20 protein-coding genes and 1 tRNA gene are annotated in these 21963 nt (G+C 52.0%); 14 read left to right on the top strand and 7 right to left on the bottom strand.

All coding sequences use genetic code 11. From position 1 onward, the window contains the following. Positions 1-86: 86 nt before the first annotated feature. The gene (locus tag FDX04_RS17605; protein WP_079223254.1) at positions 87-626 is read right to left on the bottom strand and encodes a DUF2058 domain-containing protein; all 540 of its coding nucleotides are present in this window, start codon (positions 624-626) and stop codon (positions 87-89) included. A 384-nt stretch (positions 627-1010) separates the two neighbouring features. Here FDX04_RS17605 and FDX04_RS17600 point away from each other — a divergent pair, with 384 nt between their 5' ends. Then, entirely contained in the window at positions 1011-2909 is a 1899-nt protein-coding gene (locus FDX04_RS17600) for a methyl-accepting chemotaxis protein (protein ID WP_137360980.1), read from the top strand. Positions 2910-2984: 75 nt separating this feature from the next. Here the strand turns inward: FDX04_RS17600 and FDX04_RS17595 are convergent, their stop codons facing one another. Beyond that, the gene (locus FDX04_RS17595) at positions 2985-3593 is read right to left on the bottom strand and encodes a DUF1062 domain-containing protein (RefSeq protein WP_137360979.1); all 609 of its coding nucleotides are present in this window, start codon (positions 3591-3593) and stop codon (positions 2985-2987) included. Positions 3594-3873: 280 nt separating this feature from the next. Here FDX04_RS17595 and FDX04_RS17590 point away from each other — a divergent pair, with 280 nt between their 5' ends. Further along, complete coding sequence (locus tag FDX04_RS17590; RefSeq protein ID WP_137371286.1) at positions 3874-4506, top strand: DNA-binding protein; 633 nt, start codon at positions 3874-3876, stop codon at positions 4504-4506. Between the two features lie 74 nt (positions 4507-4580). On the opposite strand, the gene FDX04_RS17585 is transcribed toward FDX04_RS17590, so the two are convergent. Then, positions 4581-4652 (bottom strand) — tRNA-Arg (locus tag FDX04_RS17585). A 75-nt stretch (positions 4653-4727) separates the two neighbouring features. Next, on the bottom strand, positions 4728-5660 hold the full coding sequence (locus FDX04_RS17580; protein ID WP_170972932.1) for a formate/nitrite transporter family protein: 933 nt from the start codon (positions 5658-5660) through the stop codon (positions 4728-4730). A 297-nt stretch (positions 5661-5957) separates the two neighbouring features. Here FDX04_RS17580 and mlaA point away from each other — a divergent pair, with 297 nt between their 5' ends. Then, the gene (mlaA, locus tag FDX04_RS17575; protein WP_038642393.1) at positions 5958-6713 is read left to right on the top strand and encodes a phospholipid-binding lipoprotein MlaA; all 756 of its coding nucleotides are present in this window, start codon (positions 5958-5960) and stop codon (positions 6711-6713) included. A 61-nt stretch (positions 6714-6774) separates the two neighbouring features. On the opposite strand, the gene fadL is transcribed toward mlaA, so the two are convergent. After that, positions 6775-8058, bottom strand: a complete 1284-nt coding sequence (fadL, locus tag FDX04_RS17570; RefSeq protein WP_137360976.1) for a long-chain fatty acid transporter FadL — start codon at positions 8056-8058, stop codon at positions 6775-6777. Between the two features lie 371 nt (positions 8059-8429). Here fadL and FDX04_RS17565 point away from each other — a divergent pair, with 371 nt between their 5' ends. The 4 genes from FDX04_RS17565 to sixA all read left to right on the top strand — a co-directional run bounded on the left by FDX04_RS17565 (position 8430) and on the right by sixA (position 13043). Continuing rightward, positions 8430-8714, top strand: coding sequence for a YfcZ/YiiS family protein (locus FDX04_RS17565; protein WP_038642389.1), 285 nt, complete (start codon positions 8430-8432; stop codon positions 8712-8714). Between the two features lie 176 nt (positions 8715-8890). After that, positions 8891-10201, top strand: a complete 1311-nt coding sequence (gene fadI / locus FDX04_RS17560) for an acetyl-CoA C-acyltransferase FadI (RefSeq protein ID WP_137371285.1) — start codon at positions 8891-8893, stop codon at positions 10199-10201. Beyond that, positions 10201-12348 carry a fatty acid oxidation complex subunit alpha FadJ gene (fadJ, locus tag FDX04_RS17555; protein ID WP_137371284.1) on the top strand — a complete coding sequence of 716 codons (2148 nt, stop codon included), beginning with the start codon at positions 10201-10203 and terminating at the stop codon, positions 12346-12348. The genes fadI and fadJ overlap by 1 nt, the downstream gene beginning before the upstream one ends. A 209-nt stretch (positions 12349-12557) precedes the next feature. After that, positions 12558-13043 carry a phosphohistidine phosphatase SixA gene (gene sixA / locus FDX04_RS17550; protein WP_137350052.1) on the top strand — a complete coding sequence of 162 codons (486 nt, stop codon included), beginning with the start codon at positions 12558-12560 and terminating at the stop codon, positions 13041-13043. A gap of 74 nt (positions 13044-13117) precedes the next feature. Here sixA and smrB read toward each other — a convergent pair whose 3' ends face one another. Further along, positions 13118-13669, bottom strand: a complete 552-nt coding sequence (gene smrB, locus FDX04_RS17545) for an endonuclease SmrB (RefSeq protein WP_006683613.1) — start codon at positions 13667-13669, stop codon at positions 13118-13120. Positions 13670-13835: 166 nt separating this feature from the next. On the opposite strand from smrB, the gene prmB reads away from it, so the two are divergent. From prmB to FDX04_RS17515, 6 genes are read left to right on the top strand one after another with little or no spacing between them, the layout of a single operon-like run. Then, a complete protein-coding gene (gene prmB / locus FDX04_RS17540) occupies positions 13836-14768 on the top strand; it encodes a 50S ribosomal protein L3 N(5)-glutamine methyltransferase (protein ID WP_137360973.1) in 933 nt (310 codons plus the stop codon). 39 nt (positions 14769-14807) lie between these two features. Beyond that, positions 14808-15893, top strand: a complete 1086-nt coding sequence (gene aroC, locus FDX04_RS17535) for a chorismate synthase (protein WP_137360972.1) — start codon at positions 14808-14810, stop codon at positions 15891-15893. A 3-nt stretch (positions 15894-15896) separates the two neighbouring features. Continuing rightward, positions 15897-16721, top strand: coding sequence for a penicillin-insensitive murein endopeptidase (gene mepA / locus FDX04_RS17530; RefSeq protein ID WP_042307048.1), 825 nt, complete (start codon positions 15897-15899; stop codon positions 16719-16721). Then, entirely contained in the window at positions 16721-17530 is an 810-nt protein-coding gene (locus FDX04_RS17525) for a sulfite exporter TauE/SafE family protein (protein ID WP_137371283.1), read from the top strand. The genes mepA and FDX04_RS17525 overlap by 1 nt, the downstream gene beginning before the upstream one ends. Continuing rightward, on the top strand, positions 17530-18078 hold the full coding sequence (locus FDX04_RS17520; protein ID WP_137371282.1) for an elongation factor P hydroxylase: 549 nt from the start codon (positions 17530-17532) through the stop codon (positions 18076-18078). Before FDX04_RS17525 ends, FDX04_RS17520 begins: the two co-directional genes overlap by 1 nt. 32 nt (positions 18079-18110) lie before the next feature. Further along, positions 18111-18389: a YfcL family protein gene (locus tag FDX04_RS17515; protein WP_042307051.1), complete on the top strand. Its 279-nt coding sequence runs from the start codon at positions 18111-18113 to the stop codon at positions 18387-18389. Positions 18390-18512: 123 nt separating this feature from the next. On the opposite strand, the gene mnmC is transcribed toward FDX04_RS17515, so the two are convergent. Beyond that, a complete protein-coding gene (gene mnmC / locus FDX04_RS17510) occupies positions 18513-20513 on the bottom strand; it encodes a bifunctional tRNA (5-methylaminomethyl-2-thiouridine)(34)-methyltransferase MnmD/FAD-dependent 5-carboxymethylaminomethyl-2-thiouridine(34) oxidoreductase MnmC (RefSeq protein WP_170975171.1) in 2001 nt (666 codons plus the stop codon). Positions 20514-20672: 159 nt separating this feature from the next. Between mnmC and fabB the strand changes: the two genes are divergently transcribed. Then, positions 20673-21893: a beta-ketoacyl-ACP synthase I gene (gene fabB, locus FDX04_RS17505; RefSeq protein ID WP_038642358.1), complete on the top strand. Its 1221-nt coding sequence runs from the start codon at positions 20673-20675 to the stop codon at positions 21891-21893. The last annotated feature ends 70 nt before the right edge of the window (positions 21894-21963 follow it).

The raw sequence follows: 21963 nt of genomic DNA, 5'->3' as shown, positions 1-21963 counted from the left end.
GCAGAGGTGACGTCAATGATATTTCGGTGGTAGCGTTGGCGTTCACCGAAATACGCGACGGAAGTTTGAATTATCTGTTTGTTTTCTTACCACATCAAATCATCAGGGATGACAAAATCAGCATACGGATCGTCTTCGTCCTTCGCTTCCTGGCTCAGCTCGCAATTTAATACGATATAGTTTGCATCGCGCTGGGCAATTTTATCGGCGACGACAGCCGGAATGATGGCATATTCGCTATCGCTACTGCTTTCAGCCGTCAGACGCGCAATGGCCAGGCGGCCCTTGATCAACTGTGATTGGGTCACTTTATCAACATAGACTTTTTTGATCAGATTATTATCAGTGAAGTTGTAACCAATATCGCCACGAGTAATGGTGATTTTGTTCATTTCAATAAGTTGCTTGATCTGTGCTTTATACTCTTTAGACAGCGCAGCCTGCTTTTGCTGCTCGCTGAGCAGCTTATCACGTTCGACCTGTGCTTTTTTATTCTCTTCCACCGCCTCTCTGGCTTCACGAGCCTGAACGCGCGATTTTTTCGCCGTTCTCTGCACTTTTGCCATTTTTTTACTGCTGACCAGACCTGCCTTAAGCATCTGTTCTTGTAGGGTAAGTTTTGTCATCGTCGCTTCTAATCCAATAAAATCGTTGTAGGGATTATAACCTTAACGTTCGGTGGGAAGCCAGATAAGGGGCGCGCTCTGCAGGTCGCTCTTTGGGCGACACCCGCGACGGGAGCGATCCTGTGTCTTTCTTCCGTTTTTCATCAGATTAATAATTACCCTGACTGTAATAAGAAATAACATGCTATATATTATTCAAATAATAAAATATAGATTCGCGAATATAATATAAATGGATATTTATGCTATTTATTCTAATTATATAGAGGTATATTGATCAATATTAAACCAAATACATAGCCATGTGTCTCCTGAAAAGATGTAAAGTGCAGCAACACCACGCCGATAACCATGACGAAAATATGGATAAGGGAGGTAAGTGGCATGTGGTGGGTTTATCGAATGCCGATGAAAATGAAGTTAATAATCGCGCTGCAACCACTATTATTGGCGTTATGTTGGTTTGCTGGTTCAGGAATATGGACGCGCATCGAAACAGAACGACAGATGGAGAATATTGCCCAACTGACAGCCCTCGCACGCAGTGCCGGAAATGTGGTGCATGAACTGCAAAAAGAGCGTGGAATGAGTGTCGGGTTTCTTGGGGCCGAAGGGAAGACGTTCAAAGATGAACTAAACGCGCAACGGGCGTTAACCGATCGCGAGATCGAGATATTTGTGCGTTCGCTGTCCGATACTGCCTTACAGGCAGGGGATGTGACCAACTCTGTCGCCGCGTTTAAGAAAAATATTCTGTCGCTGGCGACAATTCGGGAAAAGGTGACGCAATTGGGTCTGCCAGCCTCTGAGGTGGTTAAGTTTTATACTAGCGTTATTGCTGATGTACTGCATTTTGTTGGCCGGTTGGGGACGTTGACGGATTCCGGCGAGATGGCGAATTCATTTGCAGCCTACTACAACTTGCTGAATTTGAAGGAGCAAGCGGGCATTGAGCGAGCGCTGCTGTCAAATATCTTTTCCTCTGGTCATTTCGCCGACGGACAATTACATCAGCTTAGCGATGTGGTCAGTAAACAGAATGTCTGGCTGGCACAATCATTGCGCCTGAGTTCACCTGAACAGGCCGCCATGCTGAAAAGTCGCTTACAATCCACCGAAGCTACACAAGCGCTTTCATTACGCGAAGCCGCGTTTAGCCATGCGGCGAACGGTGGATTTGACGTCGATCCTACTGTCTGGTTTAAGGTACAAACCCAGCGTATTGAAGTGATGCGACAGATAGAAAATTTGGCGGCGAATCTTCTATGGGAGAGTGCGATAAAACTCGCACAGGATGCACGTAAGAACTGGCAGATATATATGGCCGTGAGCCTGCTGGCGCTACTGGCATCATTGGCGTTCGCCGGGGCCATCGCACTCAATATGCACCGTCAGTTCAGCGACACGCTAAGCAAGATTGCGGGTATGAACGGCGATCTGACTCAACGTCTGGCGACGCCAGGGAAAGACGAGCTTTCTTCACTCAATCGCGCCTATAACACGATGCTGGAAAATATTCAGCACATCGTACAGGAGATAAAACAAGGCTCTCTGGTGCTGTACGATGCCAGCAGCAGTATCACGGCGGGAAATCAGGATCTGGCCCAGCGCACCGATGAACAGGCCGCATCGATTGTAGAAGCCGTGGCCAGTATGGAACAGCTCTCAACGACGATTACGCAAACGGCGGACAATGCCCGCGAAGCGGAGCTCCTGACAATAAGATTGGAAAAAGAGGTTCGCCAGGCAAGTAACGTCGCCAGCGCGGCAAACCAGAGCATGGGGGATATTCGCTCCTCCAGTGAGAAAATCTCAAATATCGTTACCTCAATTGATGATATTTCCTTTCAGACGAATTTGCTGGCGCTGAATGCGGCTGTTGAAGCGGCACGCGCCGGAGAGATGGGCAGGGGGTTTGCGGTAGTTGCCAGTGAAGTGCGTAACCTTTCACAGCGCTGTGCTAAAGAAGCGAATCAGATCCGTGAGCTGGTGGCGCAGAATATGGTAAAAATCAGCGAGGGCGTTGAGCGGGTTACAGCGTCAGCTACCGCGCTAAAAGCGGCGGCAGATAATACCACCAGTATGAAGCAATATATCGGCGATATCGCCCGGGTGGCGACGGAACAATCGCTGGGTGTTTCCCAGATAAACCAGGCGTTGAGACCCATGGAGCAGGTCACGCAGCAAAACGCGGCGTTGGTTTCTCAGGCCGCGAATGACAGCCAGCGGCTGGATAATCTCTCCGTAACCATGAGGGATCTGGTTAATCGTTTTGTTGTCTGACATAAAACCGCTATCCCGATCCGGCAAAGGTGTCGGATCGGGAGGGCTCATTACCTCAGGATGAGCCTTATTCTATTAACGTAGCGCCAAAACCACCCTTCGCCGGGCATACAACGTTACCGCAGACAAGTAAAAATCGACATTTGCTGTCCGTAACGTTCGGGATTTGAGTTCTTTCATGGTGATACCACGAATATGACCTTCATCTATCAGTTTCTTAATCTCCGCTGTGCTGAGTAAAAGCTGGCGCTTTAATATCGATAGCGCACTGATCTGAAAAGCACAGGTAAGCCTGATGCTGACGGCGAAGTGCTGGTCAATATTGATGCTGGCCTGCCATTGCTCCTGAACACGAAAATCAGGCTTACCTGCAAGCTCAGCGTTGTTTCGGCTCAGAGTGGCTTTATCATGAGAATAATAGTGAACCGTACTGGCATCGTTCGTGATAAACCGATGGTACAGCTCTCGATTAATTTTGCTGATGTGAAACCGTGAGAACAGCGAGATATTCCACGTATATTCACAATGCGTGCATTTATAAATGCTCCAGATATCGAGCACTTTTTTTTGTGAATTAACCCTGAAGGCACCGGAAGGTGCAAACTCGCGTTTTATATTGCATGCGGGACAGCGTTTGGTAATTCGCTGGTACCCGGCAGGAGTGACAGTCCATGTGACTTTCATACCGTACCTTTTTTAACCCAAATAAATTCGGATCCGTATTGAACGAACCATCGTTTTTATATGAGAAAAATATTTGTTAGATATTTTTCAGTGGGTTAAGAAAAGATTTCTAACACGGTGACCCTGTCCGCCAGCCAATGAATTCCGTGAGATTAGCAGTGTGATAACAATTAAGTATATGAGTTGAGTCAATATTCGTTATGTTGCCGGGCTTTCGGTAGTCGTCTGTCGCTGGTAAAGTGAGCAGCAAATACCGAATGTGGCCAGAAGGGAATGCCGTGTGACCGGACGTATTGATTATCAGGCTGAAAAGTACAGTTTTACAGAGGCTGCTGAAAGTTCTCGTCTTATCGGCCAATGGGCTGACGTCATTGCGGAATGTCGGGAAATGAAGGCCGGCCCGGAAGAGCGTTTGCGTATTGCCTTACTGAACGTGGACTATGTGACCAGCTTTGAGCTGCCTTTTCGGTTGTTATTACTTCGAACCCCGCAATTGATTGCCAGCGTGCGTGACGCGCTACAGCTTAGCCAGAAAAACGTCATCTTCAATGGTAAACGCTTTGGGTGTGTATATACCCTGAAAGCGAGCCTTGACGGTATACCGGATGAATTTCAGTACCGGCTGTCGCATCGTATCCGGCGCATAGATCCAGAAGGGTTGACCGAAGCCCCTTACCAGCGGATCGCAAAAGCGGTGAAATCTCCACGGGAACGCCTGAAGATGGCGCTCGAATCAGGACTGGATGTCACGGCGTTGGACGGGCTTTTCTGGTTTGGCAGCCAGCGTATAGCGGCTGACGTACTGAGGTTGCGAAAATCAGGGATGCGGGTAGCGACGGGCCAGACATTGGTGTCTGATAATCTCACTGCAACAGTGAGAAATGTTCCGTTTTATCGCCTGGCACAGGGTTAAGCTGAAGAGACATTTTTCTGCCGTTTTGGGTCACAAGATAAAGGGTTTTTAGCAGAGGATATGAGCGTTCAGAGTGTCCCCTGCAGGAATCGAACCTGCAACTAGCCCTTAGGAGGGGCTCGTTATATCCATTTAACTAAGGGGACAAAGCGGCACGAGTATAGCGTTTTTTACCCTCAACGGTAAGTCTCAAGCCGCCTGACTGCTCAAACAGTCACCATTCAAGCCTGTTTTTTCTGGTTTTTCTGCTTTTGCTCGTCGCGTTTGGCTTGCTGCCTGGCTTCTTCCTTGCGTTTGTTGCTCATATCATTGCGAATCTGCGCGTGGCTCATCAGCGCAAAGATAAACGTACCGCCGCAGATATTTCCGGCGAGTGTCGGTAACGCAAAGGGCCAGAAGAAATCACCCCAGTGCAGCGTACCATTAAAGACCAGATAGAGAATTTCCACTGAGCCGACGACGATATGCGTGGTATCGCCTAGCGCAATTAGCCAGGTCATCAGAATAATGACCACAATCTTCGCCGCACCGGCCGCAGGAAACATCCAGACCATTGTGGCAATCAGCCAGCCAGAAATAATCGCGTTAGAAAACATCTCTGTTGGGCTGTTTTTCATCACGTCCATGCCGATTTTGACAAAGGCGTCGCGGGTCTGTTCATCAAAAATCGGCATATATTCAAAGGCCCATGCCGCAATGCCGGTACCGATAATATTGCCCAGTAAAACCACTCCCCACAGGCGCATTAACAGGCCAAAATTACCGAGGGTGGGGTTTTGCATAACCGGTAGTACGGCAGTGACGGTATTTTCGGTAAAAAGCTGTTGGCGGGCCATGATGACGATGATAAACCCGAAGGTATAACCAAGATTCTCGAGTAAAAAACCTCCAGGCACGCTTTCTAATTGCACGTGAAAAATCCCTTTTGCCAGTAACGAGGCACCCATCGATAGCCCGGCAGCGATGGCCGACCACAGCAGCGCCATCGCATCGCGTTCCATCTCTTTCTCCCCATCCTGGCGGATATGTTCATGGATCGCCATCGCCCGGGAAGGGAGTCTGTCCTCATCGACCTCTATCTTTTTACCTTCTAGCTTTTCATCACTTTCGACCTGGATTTCGTCGCTGTGCCGATCGATTTTTTCTTTCTCAATATCATTCATAGCCGAATCCTGAATAAGCACGTATTGCTAAAGCGTAGCGGTTTTTATCCGAAATTCAGCGGGACAAAGTCTGAGATAGCAAAAATGGTAACGTTTGTTTTTATCGGGTTAGCTAAAATAGAACCGCCGCGTAGTGTGCATTACCAGGCTATGATCAAATCAGTAAGACCGGGTATATAGACATCGTTTGACGTGCTGTTACAATCGCTCACATCTTAACAGGCGGATACGTCATCGTTCCGTCATGGATGGCAATCAGCGATAGCCATATTACACAGGGAGACACTTATGAAGCTTCGCCTGTCGGCGCTTGCGCTGGGAACCACACTTTTGGTGGGGTGTGCGAGCTCCGGTACTGAACAGCAGGGGCGTTCGGATCCATTTGAAGGGTTCAACCGCACTATGTACAACTTTAACTTTAATGTTTTAGATCCCTATGTTGTTCGACCGGTAGCAGTAGCCTGGCGTGATTATGTCCCGCAGCCGGCGCGTAATGGTTTAAGCAACTTTACGGGCAACCTTGAAGAGCCGGCCGTCATGGTCAACTATTTCCTGCAAGGTGATCCTTATCAGGGGATGGTGCATTTTACCCGTTTCTTCCTGAACACCCTGTTGGGGATGGGCGGATTTATCGATGTGGCGGGGATGGCGAATCCGAAGCTACAGCGCGTTGAACCACACCGCTTTGGCAGTACGTTAGGCCACTATGACGTGGGTTACGGACCGTATATGCAGCTTCCGTTCTACGGTAGCTTCACGTTGCGCGATGATGGTGGCGATATGGTGGATACGCTGTATCCGGTATTGTCCTGGCTGACCTGGCCGTTGTCGATAGGTAAATGGACCGTTGAAGGGATTGAAACCCGCGCACAGCTGCTTGATTCCGACGGTCTGCTGCGTCAGTCTTCCGACCCTTACATCATGGTACGTGAAGCCTACTTCCAGCGTCATGACTTCATCGCGAACGGCGGGAAACTTAAACCAGAAGAAAACCCGAACGCGAAAGCCATTCAGGATGATTTAAAAGATATCGATTCCGAGTAAGGAATTGGTGCAAATAAAAAGGTGAGCTAAAAAAGCTCACCTTTTTTACGTCGGAAGAAAATCAGAACGCGTAGTTGAAGTTGGTTCCGAACAGCCAGGCTTTACCTTCAGAGTCGAAAGTATAATACGGGCCTTCTTTGACGGTCACGTTCTGCCCGTGCATGTAAGATACGCCGACGTCGATAGAAGCATCTTCGTTAAAGGCATAAGTAGTACCTGCGCTTAGCCACAGACGGTCCTGATCTGGTATGGAAATGGAGCGTTTGTTTGCTGGAACCGGGCTGTCGTCATAGGCGATACCGGTACGGAAGGTCCAGTTTTTATCCATATAGTAGGTTGTACCCAACGCCAGACGGTAAGAATCTCGGAAACCTTCTTCTTTATAGAACAGGGTTTGTCCGTTAGTACCGGTGGCTTTTAACTCCTGGAACTGGCTCCAACTGGTGTAAGCGATACTGTAGTGGATTGCCCACTGCGGAGCTACGCGGTTGTAACCCGACAGTTCCCACATTTCCGGCAAGTTAAGCGTCAATGAACCTGGAACCGTGGTGTTGTTGGTTCCCCATGGGAAATCAATACCAGCTTGCGGTGAACCGTTGACCAGACTGCTCAGTCCGCTCTTATAATCGCCGTCGAAATCGATTTTAACTTCAGAGCGGTACGTTAAGCCCCAACGGTTATCTTTATCCAGCTCGTACAAAATACCGGCGTTCCAGCCGTAGCCCCATTCGTCACCCTTCAGGCTGGCAATTTTGTTGCTGACTTTCGGTAATCCCGCAGTCATTTCACCGGAATAACGTTCAATTTTTGCATCGGCGTAGACGGCATTAAAACCAACACCAAAGCTCCAGCTGTCATTCAGACGGTAGGCACCGCTCAGGTTAAGGTTGACTGTTTTAAGGTCAGTCTTCCCACCGTATTCACCGACGATATAGCTGTCATTAAACTCGGTCGCCAGACCATAGTTAGAGGTGACAGATGCCCCCCAACCAAACTGTTCGTTGATAGGCATCACGAAGTGGGCGTTGGGAACCCACGCCGTCGGGGCGATGTTATCTGCGTCGGTGCTACGTCCGGTGAATGGCGATTTACCGGAAATATTCACGTCTGGATCGATATACACTGCACCCGCAGAAAAAGTGGGGCGATCAAACATCATAATCAGTGCCGGGTTACGACTGGCGTTACCTGCATCATCTGCAATAGCGCCTTCACCCGAATATGCCCGGCCAAGGCCAGAGGAAGAAAATTCGTTTAACTGAAAGCCTGCAGACCAGGCCTGTGTGGAGATAATTGCCACTGCGACTGCGAGAGCAGACTTTGTAAACAGGGTTTTCTGGCTCATGACCATAACCTCATAGATTTATTTTTATACAAACAATGTTACATACCGTAACAGGAGCGCGAAGTGTAGGGTCTGAGGTACGACATAGAAATCAGACCAGTGCCGAGAGTATAGGTCTGATCAGCTGAAATGTTGCAAGTATGTTTATAAATATTTTCAATTCTGATCTCGGAAACGCGATCCAGCTGGCAAAATTGCGGGTATGCGCACTCACCTGTTTGGGTGATTTTTGTTTTAGATCATTTTTAAGTGTGATTTCGGTCACTTATCGCATTTCATACAATTAACGACTGGAGAGGCGAAAGAGGGGAGCGTAAAATATCCCCATCGTTTATCTGGCACCTCAGGTGCGAATACAGAGGAAATCTACAATGAGTAAATGCAGTGCTGATGAAACCCCGGTTTGCTGCTGTATGGATGTTGGCACCATCATGGACAACTCCGATTGCACCGCGTCATACAGCCGTGTGTTCGCGAATCGCGCAGAGGCAGAAGAAACGCTGGCCGCTCTGACTGAAAAGGCGCGTGGCGTGGAATCTGAGCCTTGCCAAATCACCTCTACTTTTACTGAAGAGTCAGATGGTGTGCGTCTGGATATTGACTTTGTTTTTGCTTGTGAAGCAGAAACGCTGATTTTCCAGCTGGGCCTGCGTTAATCCCTTCTATTTATGCCCTTGCTACCTGGTGGCAAGGGCATTTTCGTAACAGTCAGTGATTATTCACTGTGTCTTAGCTCCCACTTTCTTTTCTCTCCGCTTGGCTAAATGTAAAAAATTGGTTAAGACTGTGATCAGGTCAGACCACTTATTTTTATTTTTTACAGGGGAGTGTTATGAGTCAGGCTTTACCGCTGGTTACCCGCCAGGGCGATCGCATCGCCATTGTAAGCGGATTGCGTACGCCATTTGCCCGTCAGGCAACCGCATTTCATGGCATTCCCGCCGTAGATCTGGGGAAAATGGTTGTTGGCGAACTGCTGGCGCGTAGCGAAATACCCGCTGATGTGATCGAGCAACTGGTCTTTGGCCAGGTTGTACAAATGCCTGAAGCCCCCAATATTGCTCGTGAAATCGTGCTGGGAACCGGTATGAATGTGCACACGGATGCCTACAGCGTAAGCCGAGCCTGTGCTACCAGTTTCCAGGCAGTGGCGAATGTCGCGGAAAGCCTGATGGCGGGAACGATTCGCGCCGGAATTGCCGGCGGGGCGGACTCGTCGTCAGTCCTGCCGATTGGCGTCAGCAAAAAGCTGGCGCGTGTGCTGGTGGATGTCAATAAAGCCCGCACGACAGGGCAACGCCTGAAACTGTTTTCCCGGCTGCGTTTACGTGACCTGATGCCTGTGCCGCCAGCCGTCGCTGAATATTCCACCGACTTGCGCATGGGGGATACGGCCGAGCAGATGGCGAAAACCTATGGCATTACTCGCGAGCAGCAGGATGCCCTGGCGCATCGTTCGCACCAACGTGCCGCTCAGGCATGGGCTGAAGGAAAGCTCGCCAATGAGGTGATGACCACCTACGCGCCACCGTTTAAAGATCCTTTTTCCGAAGATAACAACATTCGCGGTAACTCTACGCTGGCCGATTACGCCAAACTGCGTCCGGCGTTTGACAGAAAGCACGGTACCGTCACTGCGGCAAACAGTACCCCGCTGACAGACGGCGCAGCCGCCGTGATACTGATGACGGAATCACGTGCTAAAGAGCTGGGACTGGTGCCGCTGGGGTATTTACGCAGTTATGCTTTCACCGCAATTGATGTCTGGCAGGACATGCTGCTGGGTCCGGCGTGGTCAACGCCGCTTGCGCTGGAGCGAGCTGGACTGACGATGGCGGATTTAACCTTGATCGATATGCATGAAGCCTTTGCCGCACAAACGCTGGCGAATCTTCAGTTGCTGGGCAGCGAACGTTTTGCCCGCGAAGTGTTGGGTAGGGCACATGCCACTGGCGAGGTTGATGACAGTAAATTTAACGTGCTGGGCGGATCGATTGCCTATGGACACCCCTTCGCCGCTACTGGTGCGCGCATGATCACCCAAACTCTCCATGAATTACGACGTCGTGGCGGTGGTTTTGGTTTAGTGACCGCCTGTGCAGCTGGTGGTCTGGGCGCAGCCATGGTTCTGGAGGCGGAATAATGGAAATGGCATCGGCTTTTACACTAAACGTACGTCTGGATAACGTTGCTGTTGTCACCATTGATGTGCCCGGAGAGAAAATGAACACCCTGAAAGCGGAGTTTGCTTCTCAGGTTAGGGCTATTCTGAAACAAATTCGCGATAACAAAGCATTGCGCGGCGTGGTGTTTATTTCGGCTAAACCCGATAACTTCATTGCCGGGGCGGATATCAATATGATTGGTAGCTGTCGCAGCGCACAGGAAGCCGAAACGTTGGCCCGTCAGGGGCAGCAGATGATGGCGGAAATTAATGCCTTACCGATCCCGGTTATCGCCGCGATTCATGGCGCATGCCTCGGCGGTGGCCTGGAGATGGCGCTGGCGTGCCACAACCGTATTTGTACCGATGATGCTAAAACCGTACTGGGTTTACCGGAAGTCCAGCTTGGCCTGTTGCCCGGCTCCGGCGGCACGCAACGCTTACCACGCCTTATTGGCGTCAGTACCGCGCTGGATATGATTCTCACAGGGAAACAATTGCGCGCAAAACAGGCACTTAAAGTGGGTCTGGTGGATGAGGTCGTGCCGCAGTCTATTTTGCTGGAAGCTGCCGTTGAACTGGCTAAAAAAGACAGTTCTTCACACCGGGGCCTGCCCGTACGTGAGCGGGTGTTAGCGGGACCGCTGGGACGAGCGCTGTTATTCCGTATGGCCAGTAAAAAGACGGCGCAAAAAACGCAGGGAAATTATCCCGCGACGGAACGTATCCTTGAGGTCATTGAAACCGGCCTTGCACAAGGAAGCAGTAGCGGTTATGACGCAGAAGCCCGCGCATTTGGGGAGCTGGCGATGACCCCCCAGTCTCAGGCGCTGCGGCATATCTTTTTTGCCAATACCGACGTGAAAAAGGATCCTGGTAGTGATGCAAAGGCGGGGCCGCTAAGCAGCGTCGGTATTCTGGGTGGTGGTCTGATGGGCGGTGGTATCGCCTATGTGACGGCCTGTAAAGGTGGCTTGCCAGTCCGTATCAAAGATATTAATGCTAAGGGAATCAACCACGCGCTGAAGTACAGTTGGGAGCAGCTTGAAACGAAGGTTCGTCGCCGTCATATCAAAGCCAGCGAGCGCGATAAACAGCTGGCGTTAATCTCGGGATCTACCGATTATCGCGGTTTTGCGCATCGTGATCTGGTGATTGAAGCCGTGTTCGAAGATCTGGCGTTAAAACAACAGATGGTGGCAGAAGTTGAACAAAATTGCGCACCTCACACTATTTTTGCTTCCAACACCTCATCTTTACCGATTAGTGATATTGCGGCTAAGGCTGCCAGACCTGAACAAGTGATTGGTTTGCACTTTTTTAGCCCGGTTGAAAAAATGCCGCTGGTTGAGGTCATTCCGCATGCTACGACCTCTGAGCAAACTATTGCAACAACCGTCAAGTTGGCGAAAAAACAGGGTAAAACACCGATAGTCGTCAGAGATAAGGCCGGGTTTTACGTTAACCGCATTTTAGCGCCTTACATCAATGAAGCTATACGCCTGTTAACCGAAGGTGAGCGGGTTGAAGTCATTGACGCCGCGCTGGTTAAGTTTGGTTTTCCGGTTGGGCCAATCCAACTTTTGGATGAGGTCGGAATTGATACGGGCACTAAAATTATACCTGTGCTTGAGGCCGCGTATGGAGAACGTTTTAGCGCGCCTGCAAATGTTGTTGCTTCAATTTTGAATGACGATCGCAAAGGTAGAAAAAATGGTCGTGGTTTCTATCTTTATGGGGCGAAAGGGCGTAAAAGCAAAAAACAGGTCGACCCTGCAATTTATACGCTTATAGGCGCTCAGGGCCAGGCCCGACTCACCGCCACGCAAATTGCTGAGCGGTGTGTCATGTTAATGCTCAATGAAGCAGCACGCTGCTTCGACGAGAAGGTCGTCCGCAGCGCGCGTGATGGCGACATCGGCGCTGTATTTGGTATTGGTTTTCCGCCATTCCTCGGCGGCCCGTTCCGGTATATGGATTCTCTCGGCGCGGGTGAAGTAGTTGCGGCTCTGCAACGGCTATCAACACAATATGGCACGCGGTTTACGCCGTGTGAGCAGTTATTGCTGATGGCGGAACGTGGTGAAAGATTCTGGAATAGTAGGGAAACTGACCTGAATTCATGAGGTCAAAGGTAGGATGAATCCGCACTGAATGTATGGCTCATGCTCAAAATGTAAACAGAGATTGACTATACTTACGCCGTTGAGGTAAAAAACAGCGTTTCATTCGGTGAATGGATAAGGCACAATGCCGGCCACCATATCGTTACCACGGTCAATAGGGGCTGTGACTAACTGGTGTTGGTGATTCTGGTTAACAAAAGCGGTGCAATATGCAAGTTTTTATCATGCGTCACGGCGACGCGGCCCTCGATGCCGCCAGTGATTCGGTTCGTCCTTTAACCTCTTGTGGTTGTGACGAATCTCGCCTGATGGCGAACTGGCTGAAAGGTCAAAAAGTGGATATCGAACGCGTTCTGGTGAGCCCGTTCCTGCGAGCCGAACAAACGCTGGATGTGGTGGGGGAATGCATGAACCTGCCAACCGACGTGGATGTTTTGCCGGAGCTGACTCCCTGCGGCGATGTCGGTCTGGTCAGCGCCTATTTACAGGCTCTGGCCAATGAAGGTATCGCCACGGCGCTGGTGATCTCTCACTTGCCTTTAGTGGGGTATCTGGTGTCTGAGCTTTGCCCAGGCGAAACTCCGCCGATGTTTACCACGTCAGCGATTGCCAGCGTAACGCTTGATGAAAGCGGAAAAGGGGTTTTCAACTGGCAGATGAGCCCGTGTAACCTCAAAATGGCGAAAGCGATATAAGTAGGCCGGATAAGGCACAACCACCATCCGGAAAATAAAAGAGCCGCAAACGCGGCTCTTTCTGTTTTTCTGCATCAGGGAAGTTCTGGCGGCAGCCACTCTTCCACTTCAATCAGCACCAGCAGCGCGGCGTCGCCCCCATACTCTTTCGGCGCCTGATGAAAGGCCATCACGTGCGGATGCTGTGCCAGCCAGAGAGGCGTTTGCTGTTTAAGAATATGCTTTCCGTGGCCATGCATAACGCAGGCGCAAAATACGTGCTCACGACGACAGGCGGCGATTAGCGCGCCTAGTTCCTGTTTGGCCTGTTGCTGGGTCAGTCCGTGCAAATCGAGAAATAGCTCCGGGGAGTAGTCGCCACGACGCATTTTCTTCAGTTCGAAATGGCTGACGTCAGCACGCAGATATCTCACCGGGCCGTCCGTGTTCAGCAACGGCTGAAATTCGTCAGAAAAATAGTGGCTGGCATCAGCCTGTTCCTGCAACAGCCTTTTAACCGGGACCTCGGTGATTTTTTTACGTAGCGGTCGGTGAACAATAGTGTCTTGCTTAATTTTACGCGTGCCGGTCATCAGCTGGCGAAACAGCGTCTGATCCTCCTCGCTGAGCGATGTTTTCTTTTTCATTCGAGAGTCTCATCTTTTATTTTCCGTTAGTTTAACCCGACTCGACGGGCATCCGATCGCTTAAAACGCAATTTTCGCGTTCAGGCCCGGTGTGGATGCTGATTTATCGCCGTCTTCGTGGCAAACTAGCCGCCGAAATTAATACGAGCATGCCCTGGAGGAATACGTGGATAAAATTTTCGTCGATGAAGCAGTGAGTGAACTGCATACCATTCAGGACATGTTGCGTTGGGCGGTCAGCCGTTTTAGCGCGGCGAACATCTGGTATGGCCATGGCACGGATAACCCATGGGACGAGGCCGTACAGCTGGTGCTGCCGTCGCTCTATTTACCGCTGGATATACCTGAAGATATGCGCACTGCGCGTCTGACCTCCAGCGAGCGCCATCGTATTGTTGAACGCGTGATTCGCCGCGTCAACGAGCGTATCCCGGTTGCTTATCTGACCAATAAAGCCTGGTTCTGCGGGCATGAGTTTTATGTTGATGAACGCGTGCTGGTTCCACGCTCACCGATTGGCGAATTGATCAATAATCGTTTTGCGGGCCTCATCAATGAGCAGCCGCAGCATATCCTTGATATGTGTACCGGCAGCGGCTGCATCGCTATTGCCTGCGCGTATGCTTTCCCGGAAGCCGAAGTGGATGCGGTGGATATTTCCACTGACGCGCTGGCGGTGACCGAACACAATATTGAGGAACATGGTCTGATCCATCACGTGACGCCGATCCGCTCCGATCTGTTCCGCGATCTGCTGAAAGTGCAGTATGACCTGATTGTGACCAACCCGCCCTACGTCGATGCGGAAGATATGTCCGATCTGCCAAACGAATATCGTCATGAACCTGAGCTGGGTCTGGCGTCCGGTAGCGATGGGCTGAAACTGACTCGCCGCATTCTGGGGAACGCTCCAGATTACCTGGCAGATAACGGTATTCTGATTTGTGAAGTCGGAAACAGCATGGTACATCTGATGGAGCAGTATCCGGATGTACCGTTCACCTGGCTGGAGTTTGACAACGGCGGTGACGGTGTATTCATGCTGACCAAAGAACAGTTAGTTGCTGCTCGCGAGCATTTCAGCATTTATAAAGACTAAATACACGCGCACAAACACAACACTCATAACGGAGCCGTGATGGCAGGAAACACAATTGGGCAACTCTTTCGCGTAACCACATTCGGCGAATCACACGGGCTGGCGCTCGGTTGTATTGTCGATGGTGTTCCGCCGGGCATTTCTCTGACAGAAACTGACCTGCAGCACGATCTCGACAGACGTCGCCCGGGGACGTCGCGTTACACTACGCAGCGCCGTGAACCGGATCAGGTGAAAATCCTCTCTGGTGTGTTCGAAGGCGTGACCACCGGTACCAGCATTGGTCTGCTGATCGAAAATACCGATCAGCGTTCACAGGATTACAGCGCGATTAAGGATGTTTTTCGTCCTGGTCACGCCGACTATACCTATGAGCAAAAATATGGCCTGCGCGACTACCGTGGCGGCGGACGTTCTTCCGCACGTGAAACAGCGATGCGCGTGGCAGCTGGGGCGATTGCCAAAAAATATCTGGCGGAAAAGTTCGGCGTTGAAATTCGCGGCTGTCTGACGCAGATGGGCGATATCCCGCTGGAGATTAAAGACTGGTCTCAGGTGGAGCTTAACCCGTTCTTTTGCCCGGATCCGGATAAAATCGAGGCGCTCGATGAACTGATGCGCGGCCTGAAAAAAGAGGGCGACTCCATCGGAGCAAAGGTCACCGTGGTGGCAAGCGGCGTACCTGCGGGTCTCGGTGAACCTGTATTTGATCGCCTGGATGCCGACATTGCCCATGCGCTGATGAGCATTAACGCCGTTAAGGGCGTAGAGATTGGTGATGGGTTTGACGTTGTCGCGCTGCGCGGCAGCCAAAACCGTGATGAAATCACCAAAGACGGTTTCCAGAGTAACCATGCGGGCGGCATTCTGGGGGGGATCAGCAGCGGGCAGCAAATCGTTGCACATATGGCGCTGAAACCAACCTCCAGTATTACCGTTCCCGGACGCACGATTAACCGCTTTGGCGAAGAAGTCGACATGATCACCAAAGGACGCCACGATCCGTGTGTTGGGATCCGCGCCGTGCCGATCGCAGAGGCAATGCTGGCGATCGTATTAATGGATCACCTGCTGCGTCAGCGGGCGCAAAACGCGGACGTGAAGACCGATATTCCACGCTGGTAAGAGATGAACAAAATGGCACTTGCGGCGCTGGCTCTTTTTGCCAGCACCGCCTGCCTGGCGGCGACGCCCTGGCAGAAAATTACCCATCCGGTGGCAGGCAGCGCGCAGTCTATCGGCGCGTTCTCCAATGGTTGTATTGTTGGCGCCGATACGCTGCCTGTACAGTCTGAGCACTATCAGGTGATGCGCACCGATCAGCGACGTTATTTTGGTCATCCGGATCTGGTGATGTTTATCCAGCGTCTGAGTAATCAGGCGAATAATCTGGGGCTGGGCACGGTGTTAATCGGCGATATGGGCATGCCGGCCGGTGGGCGTTTCAATGGCGGTCATGCCAGCCACCAGACGGGACTGGATGTGGATATTTTCCTGCAGTTGCCGAAAACGCGCTGGACCCAGTCACAATTGCTGCGTCCTCAGGCGTTAGATTTGGTCTCACGGGATGGCAAACATGTCGTGCCGTCGCTGTGGAAGCCGGAGATTTTCAGCCTGATTAGGCTGGCGGCAAAAGATAATGAAGTCACGCGTATTTTTGTGAATCCGGCGATTAAGCAGCAGCTGTGTCTGGATGCAGGGACCGACAGGGACTGGTTGCGTAAAGTGCGACCGTGGTTCCAGCATCGTGCGCATATGCACGTACGATTACGTTGTCCTGCTGACAGCCTGGAGTGCGAAGATCAACCTTTGCCCCCACCGGGTGACGGCTGTGGCGCAGAGCTGCAAAGCTGGTTCGAACCTCCTAAACCTGGAACCACCAAGCCTGAGAAGAAGACACCGCCGCCGTTGCCGCCTTCCTGCCAGGCGCTACTGGATGAGCATGTACTCTAATGGATCATTTTGTCTCTCTGTTTATGGTGTCGCCACTGCTGTTGGGTGTGCTTTTTTTTGTGGCAATGCTGGCAGGTTTTATTGACTCTCTGGCCGGGGGCGGCGGTTTACTCACCATCCCGGCATTGATGGCGGCTGGAATGCCGCCCGCGCAAGCACTGGCCACCAATAAGCTGCAGGCCTGCGGGGGATCTATCTCTTCCTCGATCTATTTTATTCGCCGGGGCGTGGTTAATCTGGCGGATCAGAAGCTCAACATCTTCATGACCTTTGTCGGTTCAATGAGCGGCGCATTGTTGGTCCAGCATGTGCAGTCCGACATATTACGCCAGATCCTGCCGGTGCTGGTTATCTGTATTGGCCTCTACTTTCTGTTGATGCCCAGAGTGGGCGAAGAAGACCGGCAGCGTCAACTGCACGGTTTGCCTTTCGCGCTGGTGGCCGGAGGCTGCGTTGGTTTTTACGATGGCTTTTTTGGTCCGGCAGCGGGATCGTTCTACGCGCTGGCTTTTGTCATGCTGTGCGGATATAACCTGGCGAAATCGACGGCCCACGCCAAAGTATTAAATGCCACCTCGAATATCGGTGGGTTGTTGCTGTTTGCCCTCGGCGGCAAAGTGATTTGGGCGACCGGGTTTGTGATGCTCATTGGCCAGTTTATTGGCGCACGGATGGGATCGCGACTGGTGCTCAGCAAAGGACAAAAACTCATTCGGCCTATGATCGTTATTGTCTCCGCCGTAATGAGCGCCAAGCTACTTTACGATAATCATGGACAGGAGATTCTCCACTGGCTGGGGATGAACTAATGAATAACACCCATCACTACGAACAGTTAATTGAGATTTTTAACGGCTGCTTTGCCGATGAATTTAATACCCGTCTGATTAAAGGCGATGACGAACCGATCTATCTTCCTGCTGATGCGGAAGTACCGTATCACCGTATCGTTTTTGCGCATGGTTATTACGCCAGCGCCTTACATGAAATTTCGCACTGGTGTATTGCGGGTAAAGCGCGTCGTGAGCTGGTTGACTTTGGTTACTGGTACTGCCCGGATGGACGCGACGCGAACATGCAATGCCAGTTTGAAGATGTGGAAGTGAAGCCGCAGGCGTTTGACTGGCTGTTCTGCATGGCGGCGGGCTATCCGTTTAACGTCAGTTGCGACAATCTGAACGGAGACTTTGAACCGGATCGCGTGGTATTCCAGCGTCGTGTGCATGCCCAGGTGATGGAGTATCTGGAAAAGGGGATCCCGGAGCGTCCAGCGCGCTTTATTAACGCGTTACAGAATTATTATCACACGCCTGAACTTAAGGCGGAACAATTCCCGTGGCCCGAAGCGCTCAACTGAAGCCGCCGCCACGTTTACAATGAGGAAAGAAGATGATCGCGGAGTTTGAATCACGCATTCTGGCATTAATCGACGATATGGTAGAGCACGCCAGCGATGATGAGTTGTTTGCCAGTGGCTATTTGCGTGGGCACCTGACGCTGGCCGTAGCAGAGCTGGATGCTGGCGAGGACCATTCCGCTGAGGCATTGTACGCCAATGTGACCAGCAGCCTGGAAAAAGCGATTAGCGCAGGCGAACTTTCGCCGCGTGATCAGGCGTTAGTGAAAGAGATGTGGGACATGCTGTTCCAGAAGGCGACAAAACAATAATTGCAGTGGATTGTGCCGGATGGCGACGTTAAGGCGTCTTATCCGGCCTACGTGGACTGACGATTCGGGTTCAGTTTGTAGGCCTGATAAGCGCAGCGCATCAGGCAATGATGAGAGGGTATCTTATTTCACCGCTTTTCCCTTCAATAACTTCCTGACCCACAACCGATTCGGGTTCAGTGCCGCCAGCGTATTGGCATCCATAGGAATAGGTTCATCGCTCATTTGCGAGGCCAGAATTTCTGCACACAGTGGGGCTGAACACAACCCGCGTGAACCCAATGCCCCCAGCATAAATAAATCAGCATAAACCGGGGCGCTTACCGCGTGCGCTTTGTCTTCGGCAAGCCTGGCGTACTGGCTGAGCGTGGCGTCATAGTCTGCGACATTGCCCACCATCGGGATGTGATCGCGCGTAGCGCAGCGGACCCCGCAACGGGCGGCATGCGCACTGACGTCCACCTCTTTTGCCCATGCGGCGTGCGGGAAGCAGTCGATTAAGCGCTGACGATTTTGCTGCTGGTCCTCCTCGCGATACTCAGTCTCTTCACTCCCACGATGATAGCTGGCACCAATGCAGTGTTGCTGGTTTTGCGGGTTATGCGGCGTGAGGTAACCGTCGTAGCACAACACCTGGCGTAGCGCTGACAGCGCGGGCGTGGTGGGGATATGACTCACCTGGCCGCCAACGGAATAGACCGGTAACGTCTGCGTCAGCTCAAAGCGGTTAATGCGATGGCCGTTAGCCAGAACCACCGCTTCGTGAGTGGCGGTTTCTCCACAGGCAAACTGCAATTGCCAGCCTGCTGTCTGGCGTGAAAGTGAGGCCAGAGTATGTTGGTAGCGGGTGCGTAATCCCAGGGTTGTGGCATAGTCCAGTACGGCAGCGGTTAACTGCGCCGGGCACAGCCATCCACCGGCAGGATACTGAATCCCGCCGCACCCGGTTTCGACGCCGGTGGTCTGTAAAACCTGCTCTGCGTCAACGCCGACGGCAAGCGCATCGGGCAGTTCAAGAGACAGCATTTGAGTGATTTTCTGCTGACTTTTTTCATCCCATGCGAGCTGCGTCACGCCGCACCAGTCATGCGCGAACTCTACCGGAAGGGCGTCATACAGGCGGCGGGCGAAGGTAAACGCGGTGGGGAAAAAGAGATTAATGGCCGCGTCATGCTTGCTGAGTAACGGATAGAGTGCGCCCTGACGGTTACCTGATGCGCCTTCAGCAGGTTCCGCGTCTGCGCAATAGAGCGTGACCTGCCAGCCGCGGCGCAGTAGCGCCAGCGACAGCAATGCGCTGGCGATACCTCCGCCAATAATAGCGGCTTCGCGCTTATCTGTGCCCGTGCGCGTGAACCACGGAGCCGATGAAGGGAGTGCAAGAGTCTGTTCCATGACGCCACAAAGCATTTCGCGTTTGCGGCCAAAGCCTTTGCATTTTTGCATCGTAAATCCGGCTGCCTGCAACCCCCGTCGCACAAAGCCTGCCGATGTGAAGGTAGCCAGCGTGCCGCTGGGGCGAGCCAGTCGGGCCATCGCGTTAAACAGCGTTGGCGTCCACATGTCCGGATTCTTCGCCGGGGCGAAACCGTCCAGGAACCAGGCGTCCACTTTTTGATTCAAGGAATCATCGAGTTTGTTGGTCAGTTCGTTAATATCGCCAAACCACAAATCCAGCGTGACGAGTCCATCATCAAGAAGCAGACGATGGCATCCCGCCAGCGGCAGCGGCCACTGCGCCTGTAACGCCGTGGCCCACGGGGCAAGCTCCGGCCAGTGCTGATGGGCCAGGGCCAGATCTTCACGCGTCAGCGGATATTTTTCAAAACTGATGAAATGTAATCTTTTCAGGGTAGCGTCAGGGTGCGTATCGCGAAAATCAGCGAATGCCTGCCAGAGAGTCAGGAAATTAAGCCCGGTGCCAAACCCACTTTCCGCCACTACGAAAAGGGGACGTGAATGCACAGGGAATCGCTGTGCGAGATGATTCCCGCCGAGGAAGACGAAACGTGTCTCTTCCAGCCCGTTATCATTGGAAAAATAGACATCATCAAAATCTCGGGAAACAGGTGTACCCTCAGCGTTGAATTCAAGGTTGGCAGGTTGTATAGCGTATTGTTTCACGTAAGTTACTCGTCTGGCAGGCTGTGCCCCGATCTTAGCGATGAGTGCCTGGCTGCGCAAATTTCCACATTAAATGGCTGATCGGACTTGTTCGGCGTACAAGTGTACGCTATTGTGCCACTCGAAACTTTAAAATAGTGCGACTTACAGAGGTATTGAATGAAACGTGCAGTGATTACTGGCTTGGGCATCGTTTCCAGCATCGGTAATAACCAGCAGGAAGTCCTGGCATCTCTGCGTGAAGGACGTTCAGGGATCACTTTCTCTCAGGAGCTGAAGGACTCCGGCATGCGTAGCCACGTATGGGGCAACGTAAAACTGGATACCACTGGCCTCATTGACCGCAAAGTAGTGCGCTTCATGAGCGACGCATCCATCTATGCATTCCTTTCCATGGAGCAGGCTGTGGCGGATGCCGGTCTTGCTGCAGAAGATTACCAGAATAACCCGCGCGTTGGCCTGATTGCAGGTTCCGGCGGCGGTTCCCCGCGTTTTCAGGTGTTCGGCGCTGACGCAATGCGTAGCCCGCGTGGTCTGAAAGCGGTTGGCCCGTATGTGGTCACCAAAGCGATGGCGTCCGGCGTTTCTGCCTGCCTCGCAACGCCATTCAAAATTCACGGCGTAAACTACTCCATCAGCTCTGCCTGTGCGACATCTGCGCACTGCATCGGCAACGCAGTAGAACAAATTCAACTGGGTAAACAAGACATCGTGTTTGCTGGCGGCGGCGAAGAGCTGTGCTGGGAAATGGCGTGTGAATTCGACGCCATGGGCGCGCTGTCTACCAAATATAACGACGATCCGTCTAAAGCTTCCCGTACCTATGATGCAAACCGCGACGGTTTTGTTATCGCAGGCGGCGGCGGTATGGTCGTGGTCGAAGAGCTGGAACACGCTCTGGCTCGTGGCGCGCATATCTACGCGGAAATCGTCGGTTACGGCGCGACCTCTGATGGCGCAGACATGGTTGCCCCGTCTGGCGAAGGCGCAGTACGTTGCATGCAGATGGCGATGCACGGTGTAGACACCCCGATCGACTACCTGAACTCTCACGGTACTTCTACTCCGGTAGGCGACGTGAAAGAGCTGGGCGCAATCCGTGAAGTGTTTGGCGACAACAGCCCGGCAATTTCTGCAACCAAAGCGATGACTGGTCACTCACTGGGCGCGGCTGGCGTGCAGGAAGCTATCTACTCTCTGCTGATGCTGGAACACGGCTTTATCGCGCCAAGCATCAACATTGAAGAGCTGGACGAGCAGGCGGCGGGTCTGAACATCGTGACCAAACCGACCGAGCAGGCGCTGACCACCGTAATGTCCAACAGCTTCGGCTTTGGCGGCACCAACGCTACGCTGGTTATGCGTAAGCTGAAAGCGTAAGTCTGCAACATAAGATGCAAAGGGGAGCCTGATGGCTCCCTTTTTTATTGTGCACAGAAAACCCCCAGCT

The organism is Citrobacter sp. wls615 (assembly GCF_005281355.1).
Classification (GTDB): Bacteria; Pseudomonadota; Gammaproteobacteria; order Enterobacterales; family Enterobacteriaceae; genus Citrobacter; species Citrobacter werkmanii.
The sequence above is the reverse complement of the archived record's forward strand: the minus strand, read 5'-3'. Positions and strand labels throughout refer to the sequence as shown.

What these genes read in the sequence shown, in the direction of transcription:
- FDX04_RS17595 (WP_137360979.1), bottom strand. Translation starts at nt 3,593, where the DNA reads ATGAAAGTCACATGGACTGTCACTCCTGCCGGGTACCAGCGAATTACC.
- FDX04_RS17525 (WP_137371283.1), top strand. Translation starts at nt 16,721, where the DNA reads ATGGATCATTTTGTCTCTCTGTTTATGGTGTCGCCACTGCTGTTGGGT.
- mepA (WP_042307048.1), top strand. Translation starts at nt 15,897, where the DNA reads ATGAACAAAATGGCACTTGCGGCGCTGGCTCTTTTTGCCAGCACCGCC.
- FDX04_RS17565 (WP_038642389.1), top strand. Translation starts at nt 8,430, where the DNA reads ATGAGTAAATGCAGTGCTGATGAAACCCCGGTTTGCTGCTGTATGGAT.
- fabB (WP_038642358.1), top strand. Translation starts at nt 20,673, where the DNA reads ATGAAACGTGCAGTGATTACTGGCTTGGGCATCGTTTCCAGCATCGGT.
- FDX04_RS17515 (WP_042307051.1), top strand. Translation starts at nt 18,111, where the DNA reads ATGATCGCGGAGTTTGAATCACGCATTCTGGCATTAATCGACGATATG.
- fadJ (WP_137371284.1), top strand. Translation starts at nt 10,201, where the DNA reads ATGGAAATGGCATCGGCTTTTACACTAAACGTACGTCTGGATAACGTT.
- FDX04_RS17605 (WP_079223254.1), bottom strand. Translation starts at nt 626, where the DNA reads ATGACAAAACTTACCCTACAAGAACAGATGCTTAAGGCAGGTCTGGTC.
- aroC (WP_137360972.1), top strand. Translation starts at nt 14,808, where the DNA reads ATGGCAGGAAACACAATTGGGCAACTCTTTCGCGTAACCACATTCGGC.
- sixA (WP_137350052.1), top strand. Translation starts at nt 12,558, where the DNA reads ATGCAAGTTTTTATCATGCGTCACGGCGACGCGGCCCTCGATGCCGCC.
- fadL (WP_137360976.1), bottom strand. Translation starts at nt 8,058, where the DNA reads ATGAGCCAGAAAACCCTGTTTACAAAGTCTGCTCTCGCAGTCGCAGTG.
- FDX04_RS17600 (WP_137360980.1), top strand. Translation starts at nt 1,011, where the DNA reads ATGTGGTGGGTTTATCGAATGCCGATGAAAATGAAGTTAATAATCGCG.
- FDX04_RS17520 (WP_137371282.1), top strand. Translation starts at nt 17,530, where the DNA reads ATGAATAACACCCATCACTACGAACAGTTAATTGAGATTTTTAACGGC.
- smrB (WP_006683613.1), bottom strand. Translation starts at nt 13,669, where the DNA reads ATGAAAAAGAAAACATCGCTCAGCGAGGAGGATCAGACGCTGTTTCGC.
- fadI (WP_137371285.1), top strand. Translation starts at nt 8,891, where the DNA reads ATGAGTCAGGCTTTACCGCTGGTTACCCGCCAGGGCGATCGCATCGCC.
- mlaA (WP_038642393.1), top strand. Translation starts at nt 5,958, where the DNA reads ATGAAGCTTCGCCTGTCGGCGCTTGCGCTGGGAACCACACTTTTGGTG.